Source organism: Lutispora saccharofermentans (genome assembly GCF_024363565.1).
GTDB classification, from domain to species: domain Bacteria; phylum Bacillota; class Clostridia; order Lutisporales; family Lutisporaceae; genus Lutispora; species Lutispora saccharofermentans.
Genome location: NZ_JAJEKE010000005.1, coordinates 96,732 through 114,664, shown reverse-complemented (window position 1 = coordinate 114,664; position 17,933 = coordinate 96,732). Strand labels below are relative to the sequence as shown.

General features: G+C 39.9%; 15 protein-coding genes. All 15 read left to right on the top strand.

Going from position 1 to position 17,933, the window contains the following annotated elements; all coding sequences use genetic code 11:
• The first annotated feature begins 22 nt into the window (after window positions 1-22).
• The 15 genes from LJD61_RS07810 to LJD61_RS07740 all read left to right on the top strand — a co-directional run bounded on the left by LJD61_RS07810 (window position 23) and on the right by LJD61_RS07740 (window position 17,888).
• Entirely contained in the window at window positions 23-844 is an 822-nt protein-coding gene (locus tag LJD61_RS07810; RefSeq protein ID WP_255226975.1) for a carbon-nitrogen family hydrolase, read from the top strand.
• 83 nt (window positions 845-927) lie between these two features.
• Entirely contained in the window at window positions 928-1,680 is a 753-nt protein-coding gene (locus tag LJD61_RS07805) for a serine hydrolase (protein WP_255226974.1), read from the top strand.
• 13 nt (window positions 1,681-1,693) lie between these two features.
• On the top strand, window positions 1,694-2,791 hold the full coding sequence (locus tag LJD61_RS07800; protein ID WP_255226973.1) for a mandelate racemase/muconate lactonizing enzyme family protein: 1,098 nt from the start codon (window positions 1,694-1,696) through the stop codon (window positions 2,789-2,791).
• A gap of 15 nt (window positions 2,792-2,806) precedes the next feature.
• Window positions 2,807-3,976, top strand: coding sequence for a M20 metallopeptidase family protein (locus LJD61_RS07795; protein ID WP_255226972.1), 1,170 nt, complete (start codon window positions 2,807-2,809; stop codon window positions 3,974-3,976).
• Between the two features lie 186 nt (window positions 3,977-4,162).
• Window positions 4,163-5,887, top strand: a complete 1,725-nt coding sequence (locus tag LJD61_RS07790) for an HD domain-containing phosphohydrolase (RefSeq protein WP_255226971.1) — start codon at window positions 4,163-4,165, stop codon at window positions 5,885-5,887.
• Window positions 5,888-6,105: 218 nt separating this feature from the next.
• A complete protein-coding gene (dapB, locus tag LJD61_RS07785) occupies window positions 6,106-6,906 on the top strand; it encodes a 4-hydroxy-tetrahydrodipicolinate reductase (protein ID WP_255226970.1) in 801 nt (266 codons plus the stop codon).
• A 26-nt stretch (window positions 6,907-6,932) separates the two neighbouring features.
• Entirely contained in the window at window positions 6,933-8,633 is a 1,701-nt protein-coding gene (locus LJD61_RS20485) for a methyl-accepting chemotaxis protein (RefSeq protein ID WP_255226969.1), read from the top strand.
• 73 nt (window positions 8,634-8,706) lie between these two features.
• Window positions 8,707-10,491 carry a sigma-54 dependent transcriptional regulator PrdR gene (prdR, locus tag LJD61_RS07775; RefSeq protein ID WP_255226968.1) on the top strand — a complete coding sequence of 595 codons (1,785 nt, stop codon included), beginning with the start codon at window positions 8,707-8,709 and terminating at the stop codon, window positions 10,489-10,491.
• Between the two features lie 394 nt (window positions 10,492-10,885).
• Window positions 10,886-12,178: a proline reductase-associated electron transfer protein PrdC gene (prdC, locus tag LJD61_RS07770; protein ID WP_255226967.1), complete on the top strand. Its 1,293-nt coding sequence runs from the start codon at window positions 10,886-10,888 to the stop codon at window positions 12,176-12,178.
• A 79-nt stretch (window positions 12,179-12,257) separates the two neighbouring features.
• Window positions 12,258-14,123 carry a D-proline reductase (dithiol) proprotein PrdA gene (gene prdA / locus LJD61_RS07765; RefSeq protein ID WP_255226966.1) on the top strand — a complete coding sequence of 622 codons (1,866 nt, stop codon included), beginning with the start codon at window positions 12,258-12,260 and terminating at the stop codon, window positions 14,121-14,123.
• A gap of 13 nt (window positions 14,124-14,136) precedes the next feature.
• On the top strand, window positions 14,137-14,397 hold the full coding sequence (locus tag LJD61_RS07760; RefSeq protein WP_255226965.1) for a CBO2463/CBO2479 domain-containing protein: 261 nt from the start codon (window positions 14,137-14,139) through the stop codon (window positions 14,395-14,397).
• Window positions 14,394-15,119 carry a D-proline reductase (dithiol) protein PrdB gene (prdB, locus tag LJD61_RS07755; protein ID WP_255226964.1) on the top strand — a complete coding sequence of 242 codons (726 nt, stop codon included), beginning with the start codon at window positions 14,394-14,396 and terminating at the stop codon, window positions 15,117-15,119. The genes LJD61_RS07760 and prdB overlap by 4 nt, the downstream gene beginning before the upstream one ends.
• 35 nt (window positions 15,120-15,154) lie before the next feature.
• Window positions 15,155-15,922, top strand: coding sequence for a proline reductase cluster protein PrdD (gene prdD, locus LJD61_RS07750; RefSeq protein ID WP_255226963.1), 768 nt, complete (start codon window positions 15,155-15,157; stop codon window positions 15,920-15,922).
• 15 nt (window positions 15,923-15,937) lie between these two features.
• Window positions 15,938-16,411, top strand: coding sequence for a glycine/sarcosine/betaine reductase component B subunit (locus tag LJD61_RS07745; protein ID WP_255226962.1), 474 nt, complete (start codon window positions 15,938-15,940; stop codon window positions 16,409-16,411).
• Between the two features lie 469 nt (window positions 16,412-16,880).
• Window positions 16,881-17,888 (top strand): proline racemase, encoded by a 1,008-nt coding sequence (locus LJD61_RS07740; RefSeq protein ID WP_255226961.1) that lies wholly within the window; start codon window positions 16,881-16,883, stop codon window positions 17,886-17,888.
• The last annotated feature ends 45 nt before the right edge of the window (window positions 17,889-17,933 follow it).

The following is a 17,933-nucleotide window of genomic DNA, read 5'->3' as shown; positions in this document are numbered from 1 at the left end:
TATTTTGAGAGGAGGATAAACTTTGATTAATGTTGCATTACTGCAGACTAATATAAAATTTTGTGATGCTGAATACAACCACTCACATGTCAGGGAACTGATCGATGAGGCCATGGCTGCCGATAAGCGCCCGGATATGATTGTTCTTCCTGAGGATTGGAGTTCAGGTTTTTCGGACGAGATGTTCCACCATATGGAGAATTTCATTGAGCCTGTTGATGGTCCGTCAGTCACGGTTCTTAAGGAATGCGCTAAAAAACATAAAGTATGGATTGTCGGCGGTTCTATAGGCACCCAATTTGAAGACGGCATGCGCAATACAACCTTCTTGATCAACCGCGAAGGTGAAATCGTCGGTGATTACAGCAAGATGCATCTTTATAGTGATATGGATGAGGATGTTCCTTACCTGCACGGGACTGAAATGAACGTATATGAAACTGAGCTTGGCAAGCTGGGCTTTATGATCTGCTATGATATACGCTTCTGCGAGCTGTCCAGGACTTATGCACTCCGCGGTGCTGACGCTATTGTTGTTACATCTAATTTCCCGAACCCCAGAGTAAGCCACTGGCGTACACTGCTGATGGCCAGGGCCATTGAGAACCAGATGTTTGTTATTGCCTGCAATAGAGTAGGCCCGAGTCCCATGGGCACCTATTGCGGACATTCGATAATAATTGACCCTTGGGGTAATGTAATAGCTGAAGGCGGCGACGAAGAAGAAATAGTAACCGGTACCGTTGATTTTAATGAGATCCAAAATATCAGAAGCATGATCCATATGTTCCGTGACAGGAGGCCCGAAAGCTATCCAAATGATATGCTATTGCCTAATAAATAAGATGAAAAAGTAAATAAAATAAGACTTACACATTTAAAATTTAAATGTGTAAGTCTTCATACTAAATTATTAGGAGGCAGATTATGTGGTATGGAAAGATAGATGAATTAATAAATAGATTAGACGGAGAAGCAAGTGTATTAGTAAAAAACTTAAGCACAAATGAAGTATATAAATATGATGAAAATAAAATTTTTCCTTCTGCAAGCATGATAAAGGTTCCAATTTTATTGGAGCTTATAGATAGAAGCTGCGAGAGAAAAATCAACTTGGATGATGTAGTGGAGCTTAAAAAAGAGGATATTGTTCAAGGCTATGGCATTATCAAAAGCTTAAGCCCGGGAATCAATATGACATATCGGGATTGTGCCTTGTTAATGATAATCCTTAGTGACAATATTGCAACAAACAAATTAATAGAAACTTTGGGCATGGATAGTATTAACGAGAAAATTAGAGAAATCGGCATGGAGAATACTATTCTGCAGAGAAAGATGATGGATGCGGGAGCCAAAAAGAAAGGTTTGGATAACTTTATCTCGGCGGCCGATTTGCTGACTATTTTTGAATATCTATATTCCCATGAAAAATACAATATAGCCGTTGATATATTGAAAAAGCAATTGTGCAACGATCTCTTACCTGTTCTTATTGGCGGCAATATTGAGTTTGCACATAAAACGGGGGACTTGCCCGGTGTAAGGCATGACTCGGGAATAATGTATCTAAAAAGCCCTATATTTGTTGCAGTATTGACTAATAACCTAAAAAATGATTGTGACGGAATAACATTTAGCAACGAAATAGGTAAGATCGTATACGATCATTACAAATAATCTGGAGGACAAGATGAATAAAAGTATTATTAAGGATGTTCAAGTAAAAGCTATCGAACTGCCGTTAAAGAAACAATGGAAAATATCCTTATATGCTCAAAGCACGAGGACACATGCAGTTTTAAGAATAATCACTGAGGACGGAATAGTGGGCTATGGGGAAGCTGCACCGTCTCCCGCATTTATGGGGGAGACGGGTTATACCATAGAGCTGGTAGTTAATAAGTATTTAAAGCCTGTGTTGATAGGTCAGAACATTTTTGATGTTGATACAATACATGAAAAGATGAACTTTGCTATTTATGGAAACTATGCGGCTAAGTCAACTATAGATATAGCCTTGTATGATGCCATGGGAAAAGCACTGGATATGCCTGTGTACAAGCTGTTAGGAGGAAAGTACAGGGAAAAGGCAGAGTTAAGCTGGGTTATAGGAATGCAGGATCTGGACTCATCAATTGAAGAGGCTAGAGAGAAGTTGTCTGAAGGCTATAAAGTTTTAAAAATAAAGGTAGGCAACTCACCTGAAACCGATTATAAATTGATTGAAAAAATAAGAAGGGAATTAGGCGGGGATGTAGCTTTAAGATTGGACGCAAACCAAGGATATGATTATAAAACTGCCTTGCTCACATTCAGAGAGATAGAAAAATTTGGTCTTGAAAGTATAGAACAGCCTGTACGCAGATGGGACATAGAAGGTATGAAAATGCTAAGGCAAAAACTTCAGACGCCTATAATGGCGGATGAATCTGTTTCTGATTATCACTCTGTAAACAATATAATCAGAGAGAGGGCCTGTGATATTGTCAATGTTAAGGTAGGTAAAGTGGGCGGGCTTACAATTGCTAAAAAAATAGCTCAGTGCCTGGAAGCAGCAGGGTTGACAGCTACTGCAGGGAGCAACCTGGAAGTGGGCATAGGATCGGCTGCCAGCATACACTTTGTTGCAAGCACGAATATCGTTTCTGTACCTAATGATCTGCTGCTTGGCGGACCCTTACATCAATATGATATAATAAGAAATAAATTCCAGATAATTGACGGATGCGTATTGGTGCCTGAAGAACCCGGGCTAGGTATTGAAGTCGATGATGATATTTTTAAATAGATTGAAGGAGCTGCAATGAATAATATAACAGATTTAATTCAGCATAGCTTAAACGGAATATCAGGAGAGTTAAAGGAATTGAGGCAAAGCATACATGCAAACCCTGAATTAGGATATGCGGAATATAACACAACCAGTTTGATCAAAAACTTTCTTGTCAGCAACGGCGTTGAGTTTATAAATTTTGATAATCTTACAGGCGGATTTGCACATATAGATTGCAAAAAAGAAAAAACCATATGCTTCAGGGCGGACATCGATGCTTTACCTATAACAGAGAAAACATGCGTACCTTTTCAGTCTGTGAACGAAGGCTTGATGCATGCCTGCGGGCATGATATGCATGCAGCTATAGCTGCCGGTACAGCCGTAGTGCTTAATTCTTTGAAAGAATATCTAAAGCATAACATAGTGGTCATTTTTCAGCCGGCAGAAGAATGCAATCCCGAGGGAGGGGCGAAGCTCGTTGCTGAGCAAGGCATATTGGAGGAATATAACGTCTCTCAAATGTATGGATTACATGTCTGGCCCAAATACAAAGTCGGTGAAATTGCAGTAAAACCAGGGGTTATAATGGGTTCGTCCGATAAACTCTCTATAGAAGTCATAGGTAAGAAATCGCATGCGGCCGAGCCCCATGGCGGGGTTGATGCTATTTCAATATCTGTTGATATTATAAATGCTATTGAGCACAAACTAAGGAGAGAAATTGATCCTTTTGATACTTCTCTTATCTCAATAGGTTCGATTAAATCTACCGGCAGGTATAATGTCATATGCGATAAAGTAGAAATTGAAGGCACTATAAGAACCATTTCAGAGGATGCCCGATCATTTATACATCGCAGGATCAACGAGCTTGCAGCAGGGATAGCCGGCTCATATTGCGGGAAGTCTATTGTAAATATTAACAATGGCTACGCAGTTGTGAGAAATGACAGGAGCTTAAGTGAGGTCTTCATAAGATTTGCTGAAGGTTTTCTGGGTAAAGAAAACGTGCATACGGATATTCAGCCCAGTTTGATCGGTGAAGACTTTTCCTTCTATTGTTCAATAGTTCCTTCTTTATATTTTTTCCTGGGCTGCGACTGTGAGCATCCGCTTCATAGTGATAGATTCCTGCCGAAAGAAGAAACATTGTATACTGCTGTAAACTTCTTATGCAACTTTTTTTTAAGCGAATAAGGAAATCTATGATATAACAATCATGGCAAGATGATCATCCGGAGGGGGGAGCGGTACGGCTTCCCCTTTTCCTATGCTGTCTTTGGGAATTATTCATATATTTGCCTTTTTCCTAAATATTTGATATATTATGAATTGTAAAACAAATATAATCTGTTGCATCTTGTGGAAAAAGGAGATACTTTGATGAAAATAAGCATCCGGGACAAAATTATTTTGATAATGCTCGTTGTCATAGTAATATCCATCACATCTATTGGAATACTGGCTTTCAATAACGCAAAAGCCATAGTCCTAAATGAAGCAAAGCAAGTCAGTTTTAAGTCTCTGGAAAATGCAAACGATTATTTTTTAAGAAAATTTATGGCGGATATGGAGCATGTGGTAAATTTTTGGGCGGATAATGAAGCGATAAAAGGCTATGAGAGCAAGCCCGGTCAGCCCAAAATGGTGAGATCCATACCGGGCCACTTTCAAGAGGTATCAGACCAGTGGATGGGTTTTGTAAGCTCAAGCCCTTATATAGCATGGATATACCTGGCACCCGAGGAGGATGGCTCTATTTTTATAACGCCGCTGGATACTACGATGCCCGACGATTATGACAGTCGGAAGCGAGATTGGTATAGAGAAGCCGTACAAAATAGAGGAAAGGCTGTGTGGTCAGATCCCTATCTGGATGCGGGGGAGGTAGGAGGAATCGTAGTTACGGTAGCGAGAGCCGTAGAAAAGGAAGGGCGTTTAGTAGGAGTAGTCGGAATGGATATAAAGCTATCCAGATTTTCTAATATTATCAATGATGTCAAATATGGTGATGAGGGTTATCTCATGCTCATCAACAGCAAGGGAGAGATATTTTCTCATCCGGATAAGCAGATGCTTATGACCAATATCAGCCGGGACGAAAGCCTTGCGGCACAGCTTACTTCCAGCGAAGGCATCAAAATCATGGATCATGAAGGGAAACAAAGGATAGTAAGTTATTTGACGGTGCCCGAGACAGGATGGAAGCTGGTAGGCGTTGCGCCCCTGGATATGGGCAAGCTGTTGGCACCTATTAAAGACAGGGCAATGCAAGTAGCTGTCGCAAGCATTCTGGTTACCTTTATGATCGGCTTGCTTCTTTCACGGATCATCACCAGGCCGCTGGATAACATAATGAATGTAATACATAATATTTCACAGGGAAAATTAAGCGAGCATGCTGATATAAAGTCAAATGACGAATTCAAAGTCCTGGGCAATCAATTTAACAATATGGTAGACGCATTGAGAGAGCTCATTGAGGAGAGAAACTTAAATGTAGAAGAGCTGACCAAGATGAACGAAGAGATAAGAAAGAACTATCTGTCCACCGTACAGGCCCTGGCCAATGCAATTGAAGCCAGCGATAAATATACAAGAGGCCATTGTGATAGAGTATCAAGCATCTCTATGACCATTGCCAGGAGCATGGGGGTAAGCTCCGAAGATTTGAGCAAGCTGGAATTTGCAAGCATTTTGCATGATATCGGAAAGATAGGGATTTCTTCGGATCTGCTGAATAAAGAAGGCAGGCTTAGCCAGGAAGAATATGAGGCAGTCAAGCAGCATCCCCGGATAGGACATGATATATTGTCGGATGTAGCCTTCCTCAATGAAAGCAGAGAGATATTGCTGCAGCATCACGAAAGGGTTGACGGCAAGGGTTACCCTCAAGGCCTGAAGGGCGACAGGATCGCACTTTTGTCAAAGATCATTTCCGTTGCAGATGCCTATGACGCAATGACCAGCTCAAGGCCTTACAGGAAGATACCTCTTACAAAGGAGCAGGCCATTGAGGAGATGCTCCGCGCGAAAGGCACTCAGTTTGATGAAAAGGTAATAGACTGCTTTGTGGGTCTGCTGGCGGCATCAGATACAATGTTTTAAATATACCCTTGAATGTATAGAAAAAACCAGCATCAGGATTTTGATGCTGGTTTATATATTTTAACATTTTCCTCCACAAATGGTTCTTTTTCGACTATTTTAGGAATATTCAATATATTAATACATTGATTAAAATAATATTTATATATATACTGTAAATTGGTAAGCTAAATATTTCTATATTTTACCTTATAACTGAATATGGGAGGTATGCATGCATGAATATTCTCATAGCTGGACCCAGAGGCAAGATGGGAAGCCTTATTACCAGGATAGCAAGCAAGAGAGCCGACATGAAAATAGTAGCAGGTGTAGCACCTAAAGGGAGGAATTATATTGGACAAGATATAGGAATGGCTGTTGGCACGGGAGAAAGGTTGAATGCTTTTGTATCAGATGACATAAATTCGATTATAGACCAATGCGATGTGATCATTGACTATACCACAACAGAGTTTTCCATGGAGGTAATGGAAGCCGCATTAAAAGCAAATAAAGCTGTGGTTTGCGGAACTACCGGTTTTTCAGAAGAGCAGTTTTGCAGAATAGAAGAGGTATCAAAGCACATACCGGTTTTATATGCCGCCAATACATCCAGAGTGGTCAACCTTATGTATAAGCTGTTGGAGTTAGCCGCAAAAACAATAGGAAATGTATCTGATATCGAGATAATTGAAATGCATGATAAGCATAAAAAGGATGCTCCGAGCGGCACATCTTTGGAAATGGGACAAGTAATCGCAGAAGCTCTTGACCAAGAGCTTAAAGATATTGCCGTTTTTGGCAGAGAAGGAAGGGGAGATAGGGTATCAGGAAGCATAGGATATCATTCTTTAAGAGCCGGTGATATATCCAGCAGCCATACGGTTATGTTCGGACTTATGGGAGAAAGGCTTGAAATAACACATCATGCTTATAACTGGGAATGCTTTGCCCAGGGAGCCTGTGAAGCAGCAGCATTTTTGTATTGCAAGGAGCCGGGATTGTATACGGTAAAAGACGTTTTAGGAATAAAATAATAAATATGGGATAGGGGATGTTTAGCGTGAAGGCAAAGATATTGATAGTTGTTTGTCTTATACTTATTTTGCTTTTTAGCGGAGTATATTTTGCTATTCAAAATACCGTCGATTCGGTATTACATATGGTCTCACCGCAATACATTACATCATCTCAGGAATTGGACAGCTTTATAATCCAATTCAATTCGGCAAATCAGAGGCCTTTAATATTAGTGATAGCAGGTTTAATGGTTGCGACATTGCTATTGGCCTTTGTGTTCTTTGCTTATTTTTTTAAGGCTATAGACAGGTTCAGAAACAGCATCATGGATATTGCAGACGGGCAGCTTACAAACAGAGCGAAAGATATATGGATTATAGAGGGTATAGGAGATAATATAAATAAGATCACAAACAACACGAAAAAGGTTGTATGCGAGATTGCTGCCATCACACAAAAGATCAAAGATATGTCTGTCAATCTGAGCAAAAGCCTTGAACAAAACGAAGTCGCATCTCAATCAATAGCCCAAACCATAACACATATCGCGGAAGGCAGCTGCGAACAATCGGAGAGGACAGCATCCGCAAAAATAAGCACACAGAATATGGCTGATAACTCTAATAAAATAGTGCAATATGCAAAGAAAACGCAAAACATTGCAGGCGAAATGATGGATCGTGTAGAAGAGAACAATAAGTCAATCAATTTATTGGTGGGAATAATGAAGAGCACTGCCGCCGGAAGTATTAAAACAGCAAATGATATTCAAGAGCTGGGAGAAGAAGCCGTAAAAATAAACAGCATAACTGCTGCTGTGACTGAAATAAGTGAAAGAACAAATATGCTTGCATTAAATGCCGCAATTGAGGCGGCAAGAGCCGGTGAAAGCGGTAAAGGATTTGCCGTGGTAGCTGATGAGGTAAGAAAGCTGGCAGAGCAATCGGCGGACTCTGCAGATGAGATAAGGAAACTTATTGAAACCATAATCGGTAAGATCAATGTGATAACAAAAGAAACACGAGATGGGGCAGAGCAGATTTCACAGGATATTTCGCAGGCTGACAAGACTAATGAGTCATTAGAGCAGATCATTGAAGCAGCAAAGGCTACGTATGATGCCGTTGTTCAGATAATTGATTTGGCTGATGAATCTAATAAGATGGCTGAAGATGTTGATACTATGATGGAGAAGATAAATATCAATATTCAGGAAACGGCTGCAGGGGCTGAGGAAGTATCCGCATCAGCAGAGGAGCAGTCGGCTTCAGTTCAGGAAATGTTTGAAATGGCTAATAATTTGAACGACATGACCATTGAAGCTGACAGTTATTTAAAATCATTTATCAATAAAGTAAAAATAGGAGATAAAGAAAAGAAACTAATAAATGAAAGCTTTGGAATTTTAAAAGATATAAATTCAAATATAAATTCAAAAGGGATTTCCATTGACAAAGCTTCACAGGCTCTTAAAGATATGAGCTTAAAATATAAACAGCTTGAGTACATAGGGATAATCAATTCAGATGGAGACATGGTATCAGCCAGTGTCCCTATAACCGGCAATAATAATTACTCACACCGCCCCTATTTTAAAGAGTCTATTTCAGGAAAAGAATATTATTCAGAACCATATATATCAAATGTTTCATTTAACTACTGTATAGCAATTTCAATACCTTACAAGGATGCATCCCAAAATACAAAAGGTGTATTGATGGCAGATATCTGCATCGAAAAATAAAGGCTTTGGCTTGCATAATTACAATAAACATGCGCTTAAATTTACTTGTTAATATATTCTGGTGGTGATTTGTATGTTTTATAATCAATCAATATTTATGCGTGTATCTGAAATAATGGATAGAGATGTGATAAAAACAAACTCTGATATATCCATAAACCATGCTGTTGAAATGATGCTTTCAAATGCAAGAGATGAAGTTATTGTGGTAAAAAAAGACGCAGACAAAGAATATATTGAAGGTATGCTCACTAAGACGGATATATGTAGGCTCAAAAAAGAAAAAATTGATTTCACACAGCCGGTTAAAGACTATATGAGCACAGAAGTTTGCACCATTTTGCAATCGGAGAAGGTGAAATCTGCAAGGGATATTATGGTCAGCAAAGGAATAGGCAGATTGCCTGTGACAGATGGAGCTGAGGTAATAGGTATTGTAACATCAAAGGATCTTCTTGACACTTTTTATGTTGCAGTAGAAGATATAGTGCTGCAGCTCAGTACTATCCTCGAGAACCTCCACGAAGCAGTATGCGTTGTAAATAATGAAGGGGTAGTCAGCTTATGGAATCAGAGTTCAGAAAAGCTCTACGGCATAAACAGCAGCGAAATCATCGGCAAAAATATAAAGGAAGTTTTCCCCAACGCCTTGATAGCGAAAGTGATAGAAGAGAAGAAGCCTTTTAAAAATCATACCCATAGGCCCAAGGAAGGCTCTTATGTGGCAATAAGCGCGGTGCCTTTGGTGTACGAGGGCAAGATGGTAGGAGCGGTATCCACCGACAGAGACATTACAGAGATAAATAATCTATCCATGCAGCTCGAAAGTGAAAGATCAAAGGTCAAATTCCTGGAAGAGCAGATGAAAAACATTACAGAAGCAAAGTTTACTTTTGGGAATATCATTGGAAAAAGCAAGACCATAGTCAATTCCATCACATTGGCAAAGCAGGTAGCGAAATCAAATGCCAGCGTACTTATCACGGGAGAGAGCGGCACGGGCAAAGAAGTATTTGCAAGGGCTATACATCAGGAAAGCGGAAGACAGGGGCACTTTGTCCCTATAAACTGCAGTGCCATACCATATAATTTGTTTGAAAGTGAACTCTTCGGCTATGAAGGAGGAGCTTTTACAGGAGCACTGAAAAAGGGCAAGATGGGGAAATTTGAACTGGCCAATGAAGGCACTCTCTTTTTAGATGAAATAGGGGATATGCCGATTGAGATGCAAGCCAAGCTCTTGCGTGTTTTGCAAGATGGTGTGATCACCAGGGTAGGCGGTGACAAATCCATAAATGTTGATGTAAGAATACTCGCAGCTACCAATAAGGATTTAAAGAAGATGATGCTGGAGGAGACTTTTAGAGAAGACCTCTATTACAGATTATGCGTGGTTTCTATACCGCTTCCGCCGCTGAGGGAGAGAAAAGAGGACTTGCCGGAGCTTATAAGAAGCTTTTTTTCGGAGTTCGGAGAATATAATGAAATACATGAAATAGAGATTGACCCTGAAGTGATGAAAATACTCACCGATTATGAATGGAAGGGCAATATAAGAGAGCTCAGGAACATGGTGGAAAGGCTTATAATCCTATCTCCGGACGGGAAGATAAAAAAGGATATGCTTCCTGATGAAGTTTTTAACAAAACTTTTATAAAAGATAGCAGGGATTCCAGGCAGGGCATAGGCATGAATTATGATTTGAAAAAGGTCATAGCCGATGTAGAAAAGAGGAGTATAAAAGAAGTGATGGAGATGACCGGCGGCAATAAAGCAAAAGCAGCAGTAATGCTGAATATAGAAAGGGGAAGCCTTTACTATAAGCTCAAGCAGTATGATTTAAAGGAATACTTATAAATCCATATGTGAAAAATTTGACACCATGTAAAATAAATGACACTCGCTTTTCCAGGTAGGTCCTTAGTAGGATGTATTGATAAAACATATGATAAGATAATTCTGTATAGAAAAAATTAATAAGCAAATGTAAAATATTTGACGATTTTCCTCATTTGCTTTCCTTTTTCAAAGAACAATTCAGTTGATAAATTTATTTTTTTAATAGGAAATGAAAAAGATAGAAGCTATTGAAAGCCTTTGTTTTCAATAGCTTCTATCTTTTGATTAAGCAGTATTTTCAGATAAAAAAGAATGTATCAGAAATTTGCAATTTTTTTAACAATGTTGGCACTGAAATTGCAAGATATATAGGGCGGAATAGTTTGATTTACTTTTAACAAAGGAGGTGAGAATGATGGAACAGGTTACACTGTTGCTCAGACAACATGTAGGAGCCCCATGTTCACCAATTGTAAAAGTTGGAGATGAGGTTAAAAGAGGACAGCTTATAGCAGCCCCAACCGGCCTTGGTGCCAATATCCATTCCAGCGTTTCAGGTGTAGTAAAGGAAATAAACGATACAGCAATAGTTATAGAAGCCTTTGATGAGCAATCCAGAGATTTTATCCCGATAAAAAAAACCAAGGATCATTTGGAAGCTATAAAAGAAGCGGGCATAGTTGGTTCAGGAGGAGCTGGTTTTCCAGCCCATGTAAAGTTTAAGACGGATCTTTCGCGAGGATGTATTATCGCAAATGCTGCTGAGTGCGAACCGATTTTGCTGCATAATATTGCATATTTGGAACAAAATCCGGATGTGATCATCAGGGGAATAAAATACCTTATGGAAATTACAAAGGCCAAGACAGGATATATCGCAATAAAGGTTAAAAATCTTAAGGCAATAAAAGCTATAAACAAGGTCTTAAAGCCTGAGGACAACATATCAATAAAAATATTGCCCGATATGTACCCTGCAGGAGATGAAAGGGTAATAGTAAGGGAAATTTTAGGAGTGGAATTAAAACCGGGAGAACTGCCCAGTGTTGCTAATGCTGTTATATCCAATGTTGAAACTGTCAAGAACGTCACCTTAGCGATAGAACAAAGGAAGCCGGTTATTGATAAAGATTTGACGGTAGTAGGAAGAGTAAAGAATGCTCTGAAAGGCAAAGTATTTTTGGATGTACCTATAGGATATCCCGTTAAAAAGTATATAGAAGCAGCTGGCGGCTATGTAGAACCGCATGGCGAGATAGTTCTTGGAGGGCCTTTTACAGGGAAACATGGAGAAGAAACATCACCGATAGTAAAGACTTTAGGTGGAATCATAGTAGCAATGCCATTTCCAAAAGAAACCAGAAAAGTAGGAATACTTGCATGTGAATGCGGTGCTCAGGAAGAAAGGTTGAGGGAGATTGCAAAGGCTATGGGAGCCCGAGTTGTTGCAGAGAGAAAATGCAAGAGAATGGTTGAAGTAAATGGAAGATGGAGATGTGAAAAGCCTGGAGTATGTCCGGGTCAAGCATCCACCGTTTTGGATCTGAAAAAGGAAGGTGCAGAGGTTATTCTGACAGGAACCTGTGGCGACTGAACGAACACGGTAATGACTGTAACTCCTAGGCTAGGAGTTCCAACATATCATAGTACAGATCATGCGCTCAGAGCTGCGGGTCATAAGCTGGTTAGAAAGACTAAAGCATAACCTTCTGGAGAATCAAGAATATATTAAATATTTATTTTTAATATAAAATCAATTTTCATACTTAAAGGAGGTAAAATTTATGTCAATGTCGGCAGAAAACGCTCTACACCATAAGAATGATCCCGCAGTTGTATGCTGCAGAACTGAAGCAGGCACTGTGATTTCTGCAGATAATCTGGAGGACCCATCAATATTTCCGGATTTGGTAGACTCAGGATTGTTGAATATTGATGAAAGCACTTTAAAAATCGGACAGGTATTGGGAGCAAAATTGATTAAAACCATTGATTCATTGACGCCTATTACAGCAGATGCAGTAGAAGGTGTCAAGGAAGTCGAAGAAGAAGACTCCAAAAAAGAATCGGCAGCAGAATCAGCACCAGCTATGGCAGCGGCAAAGCAACCGGTTTTTGTACCTTCGTCAAATGGCGGAGTGCTGAAAATTCATATTGGAGAAGGCAAGGATATAAATCTTGAAATACCAATGGGGGGACAGCCGGGATTTGCAATTCCCGCAGTGGAGTCAGCACCTTTGGCAGCACCGGCAATAGAGAAGGAAGCAGAAGCCGCCGGAGAAGTTAAGGCTGTAAGGAAATTGATAAAGAAGCATTTCAAGATAACCGAAGTAAAGCGAGGACCCGAAACCAAGATTGAGGGAACCACTCTTTATATCAGAGAAGGCATTGAAGAAGATGCAATAAAAGCAGATAAATTGGTAAAGAAGTTCAAGATAGATATAATAACTCCCGATAAGTACAACACTTATTCCGAGACAATAATGGACGTTCAGCCTATAGCTGTAAAAGAAGGCGAGAGCAAGCTGGGAAGCGGAATAACAAGGGTTATTGACGGAGCTATTATGATGGTAACAGGCACTGATGAGCTGGGAGTGCAGATTGGCGAATTCGGTTCATCAGAAGGGATATTAGAAGAGAATATAATGTGGGGAAGGCCCGGTGCTCCGGAAAAGGGAGAAATTTTTATAAAATCAGAAGTTGTGATAAAAGAACATACAAATATGGAAAGACCGGGACCACTTGCTGCTCATAGAGCAACTGATGTTGTAACTCAAGAAATCAGAGAAGCCCTTAAAAATCTTGATGAAAGCCTTGTTGTTGATACGGAGGAATTCGTTCAGAACAGAAGGCCGGGCAAGAAGAAAGTTGTTATAGTGAAGGAAATAATGGGTCAAGGCGCAATGCACGATAATCTGATATTGCCTGTTGAGCCTGTAGGCGTGCTCGGCGGAAAACCCAATGTAGACTTAGGAAATGTTCCGATAGTATTTTCACCCCTTGAGGTATTGGATGGAGGTATTCATGCACTTACATGCATAGGGCCTGCATCAAAAGAGTGCTCAAGGCACTATTGGAGAGAACCTCTGGTCCTTGAAACATTAAATGATGAAGAGGTCGATTTGGCTGCGGTTGTGTTTGTGGGAAGCCCGCAGATCAACTCGGAAAAGTTCTATGTATCCGAAAGAGTCGGTATGACGGTAGAAGCAATGGATGCAGAAGGCGCTTTTGTAACCACTGAAGGTTTCGGAAACAATCATATAGACTTTGCCAGCCATATTGAGCAAATCGGCATGAGAGGAATACCTGTTGTAGGCATGTCCTTCTGTGCAGTGCAGGGCGCACTTGTCGTCGGCAACAAATATATGACCCATATGGTCGACATGAATAAATCTGAGGCAGGCATAGAAAATGAAGTTTTAGGCTGCAACACATTGACTAAAGAAGATGCTTTAAGAGCACTTGCCATGTTAAAAGCAGCTATGGCCGGCGAACCTGTTAAAGAATCAGAAAGAAAATGGAACGTCAATGTTAAAGAAAACAACTTAGAATTAATGGAAAAGGTAACAGGCAAAAAGATTGAAAGAGCAGAAAATGAAACCGCGATACCTATGAGCCAAAAAAGAAAAGAAAAATATTCTACAAAGTGATTAAAGGTAAATTATGAAATACGGAGATAAGATAATATATATGGAGGGCATCATTGTAGAGGTTCACGACGGTTGTGTGGCCTTAGATTTAAAAGGAAGGTTAGGCTTTGTAAAGGTCCCGATGAGAATGCTCATTACCGATTATCCTCTTAAAGTAGGACAGGAAGTTGGATTTAACATGAGCTATCTGGAAGTGCTGAGCCCTGATGCCAATGAAAAGTATGTAAGCAATATTGAAAAAAGAAATAAATCCGATAAGGAGGTAGAACTATGAGTTTAACAGTAGTAAAAGGAATGCAGTCTGAAATATATGTTCCTATTACACCGCCGCCAGTTTGGACTCCTGTAAAAAAAGAGCTTAAGGATATGACGATTGCTATTGCAACTGCAGCTGGTGTGCATGATAAATCAGATAAGAGATTTAACCTCGCAGGGGATTTTACGTACAGATTGGTTAGAGATACAACCCCTTCAAGCCAATTGATGGTATCTCATGGCGGATACGATAATGGGGATGTCAACAAGGATATCAACTGTATGTTCCCTATAGACAGAATTCATGAGCTTGCAAAAGAAGGCTTTATAAAAGCTATAGCTCCTGTTCATGTAGGTTTTATGGGAGGCGGCGGAAACCAGGAAAAGTTCAAAAATGAAACCGGCCCTGCCATAGCAAAGATATTGAAGGAAGAAGGAGTAGACGGAGTCTTAATGACAGCAGGCTGAGGTACTTGTCACCGCTCTGCCGTGATTGTGCAGAGAGCGATCGAGGAAGCAGGAATTCCGACTATTATCATTGCTGCTCTTCCTCCTGTAGTAAGACAAAACGGCACTCCGAGAGCAGTTGCTCCGCTAGTGCCTATGGGGGCTAACGCAGGTGCTCCAAATGACAGAGAAATGCAATACAATATTGTAAAAGAGGCTTTGATTCAACTGACCAAGATAGATCAGCCCGGTAAGATAGTTCCATTGCCATACCAATATGTAGCTAAAGTATAAAACAGTATATAGCCATATTGCAAAGGAATGATAACATGGTTGATAACGATAAAATTGAAATGAGAAGATTGGTGATCAAAAGTTATCATATTACAGAAGTTTCATTTGCAGATAAAACCGAGATCACCGGTAAAAGTCTCAGCTTAAGAAAAAATATTATCGATGATATTACCCGGGATGAACCATTGATCAATGATTTGAGCATTGAAATAATTATGCCTGGTGAACACGACAGATGGGTAAACAGCATTATGGACATAATGCCTATATCTGCCAAGGTGCTGGGCCGCTTAGGAGAGGGAATAACACATACTCTTACAGGGGTATATGTAATGCTCACCGGTGTAGACAAAGAAGGAATCCAAGTAGCTGAATTCGGATCTTCTGAAGGCAATCTTCAAGAACAAATGATCTTAAACAGGCCTGGTACTCCGGGCGATAAAGACATAATAATTCTTGTCGACGTTACCTTAAAAGCCGGAGAAGGTCATTACAGAACCGGGCCTACCGCAGCTCACAGGGTGTGCGATAAGCTTGTGCAAGAAATAAGAGAAAAGCTTAAAAAACTGAATGGAAAAGATTGTACGGAAAGACATGAATTCTATGATGTTATAAAGCCAGGCAGAAAGAAAGTTGCAATAATTAAGCAGGTGGCAGGCCAGGGAACCATGTATGATACTCAATTGTTCGCTAAAGAACCGTCAGGTTTTGCGGGGGGACGCTCCATAATAGATCTGGGGAATGTTCCTGTAATAGTAAGTCCTAATGAATACCGTGACGGCGCCATTAGAGCTATGCATTAAAGGGTGGTGTTATAAATGGGAGTAGGACCTTCAACTAAAGAAACCACTTTGCATCATTTCAGAGATCCCTTGCTTGAGGTTGTATCTCAAGACAGCGATCTGGATCTTGCGGGAGTGATCATAGTAGGCACCCCACAGGATAATGAAGACAAAATGTTTGTCGGTCAAAGAGCAGCAGCATGGTTAGAGGCAATGCGTGTGGATGGAGCGATAATTTCAGTTGATGGTTGGGGTAACAGCCATGTGGACTTTGCAAACACCATCGAAGAAGTTGGTAAAAGGGGAATACCGGTTGTAGGCATGAGCTTTATAGGTACTCAAGCACAGTTTGTTGTTAAGAATCAATACATGGATACCATAGTAGACTTCAATAAATCTGCTGAAGGTATTGAAACGGAAGTCGTAGGCGAGAATACTGCTATGGAAATTGATGCGAAAAAAGCTCTTGCAATGCTGAAACTGAAGATGCGAAAGAAGATCGGCATATAAATAAGATGCTTGCGGTTTTTTAGATTTGAGTGCAAAAAAAATGCGAAGGATATCATACAAAAAGGAAGCTAACCAATGATATGATATTCTTCGCCTACACAAAGTTAGTAAGCTGCGATATTGAATCTGGTACATTCAATATCTGTTGCAGATAAAGCCGTATTGGCTTTGCTTAATGAATGAGGATATTTTATGTCTCTATAGTTTAAAATATCCCCAAATAATGTACAAAGCAATTTTAATTTACTGTAAAAATAACACATAAATTAAAATTATTGTACACAGAAGTATTATAGCATGAAAATATCGCATAAGCAAATGGGGAAAAAACAAATAATATCAACTATTAGAGCCATATCAAAACATAATATTCTCATTTTTAAGAGTCCTATAATTTGGATTAAGCTACAAATTATATGTTGAGTATGTAACTAAATACTATCTAAATATTATTTCAGGAGGAATAAAAATGAGATTTGTAAAAAGCTTACATGCAGTGGATTCTCACACGATGGGAGAACCAACCAGGATAATAATCGGCGGAATACCTCAAATTCCAGGTAATACGATGAGTGAGAAAAAAGAGTATTTAGAAAAAAATATGGATCATATAAGGACTGCAGTTATGCATGAGCCCAGGGGACATAACGACATGTTCGGCTCGATCATAACTCAGCCTACAATGCCGGAAGCCGATCTTGGGATAATATTTATGGACGGCGGCGGATACCTTAATATGTGCGGACATGGCTCGATAGGAGCTGCCACTGCTGCAGTGGAAACAGGCATGGTTGAAGTTAAGGAACCCTATACTCAAATCAAGTTTGAGGCTCCGGCAGGCCTTGTAACGGCCAATGTCAAAGTGGAAGACGGTAAGGCAAAAGAAGTATCTGTGATCAATGTACCTGCATTTCTATATAAGAGAGACGTTGAAGTTGACTTGCCAGGCGTGGGAACAGTTACATTTGATATTTCTTTCGGAGGAAGCTTTTTCGCCATTGTAAAGGCTTCTGAGCTTGGTGTTGAGATTGAGCCTAAAAACGTCAACCTCATAACAGAAAGAGCGATGGCACTTTTAAAGATAATAAATGAAACAATAAAGGTTCAGCATCCAATAAAAACCCATATAAAAACCGTTGATCTGGTAGAGATATACGGGCCTGCCAAAAGCCCTGAAGCATCAATGCAGAATGTAGTTGTATTCGGTGAAGGTCAAGTTGACAGATCGCCATGCGGGACAGGCACAAGTGCAAAAATGGCAACCTTGTATGCAAAAGGCCAGCTAAAAATAAATGAACCTTTTATATATGAAAGCATAATAGGAACAATGTTCAAGGGAAGAATCCTTGAAGAAACAAAAGTAGGAGATTATACTGCAGTAATACCTGAGATTACCGGAAGCGCTTATACCACAGGCTTCAATCATTTTGTCATTGATGAAGACGACCCAGTCAAGTACGGTTTTGTACTAAGGTAAAAAAGAAATAATCCAAAATAGTGTGTTAAAAAAGAAGGAGGATTA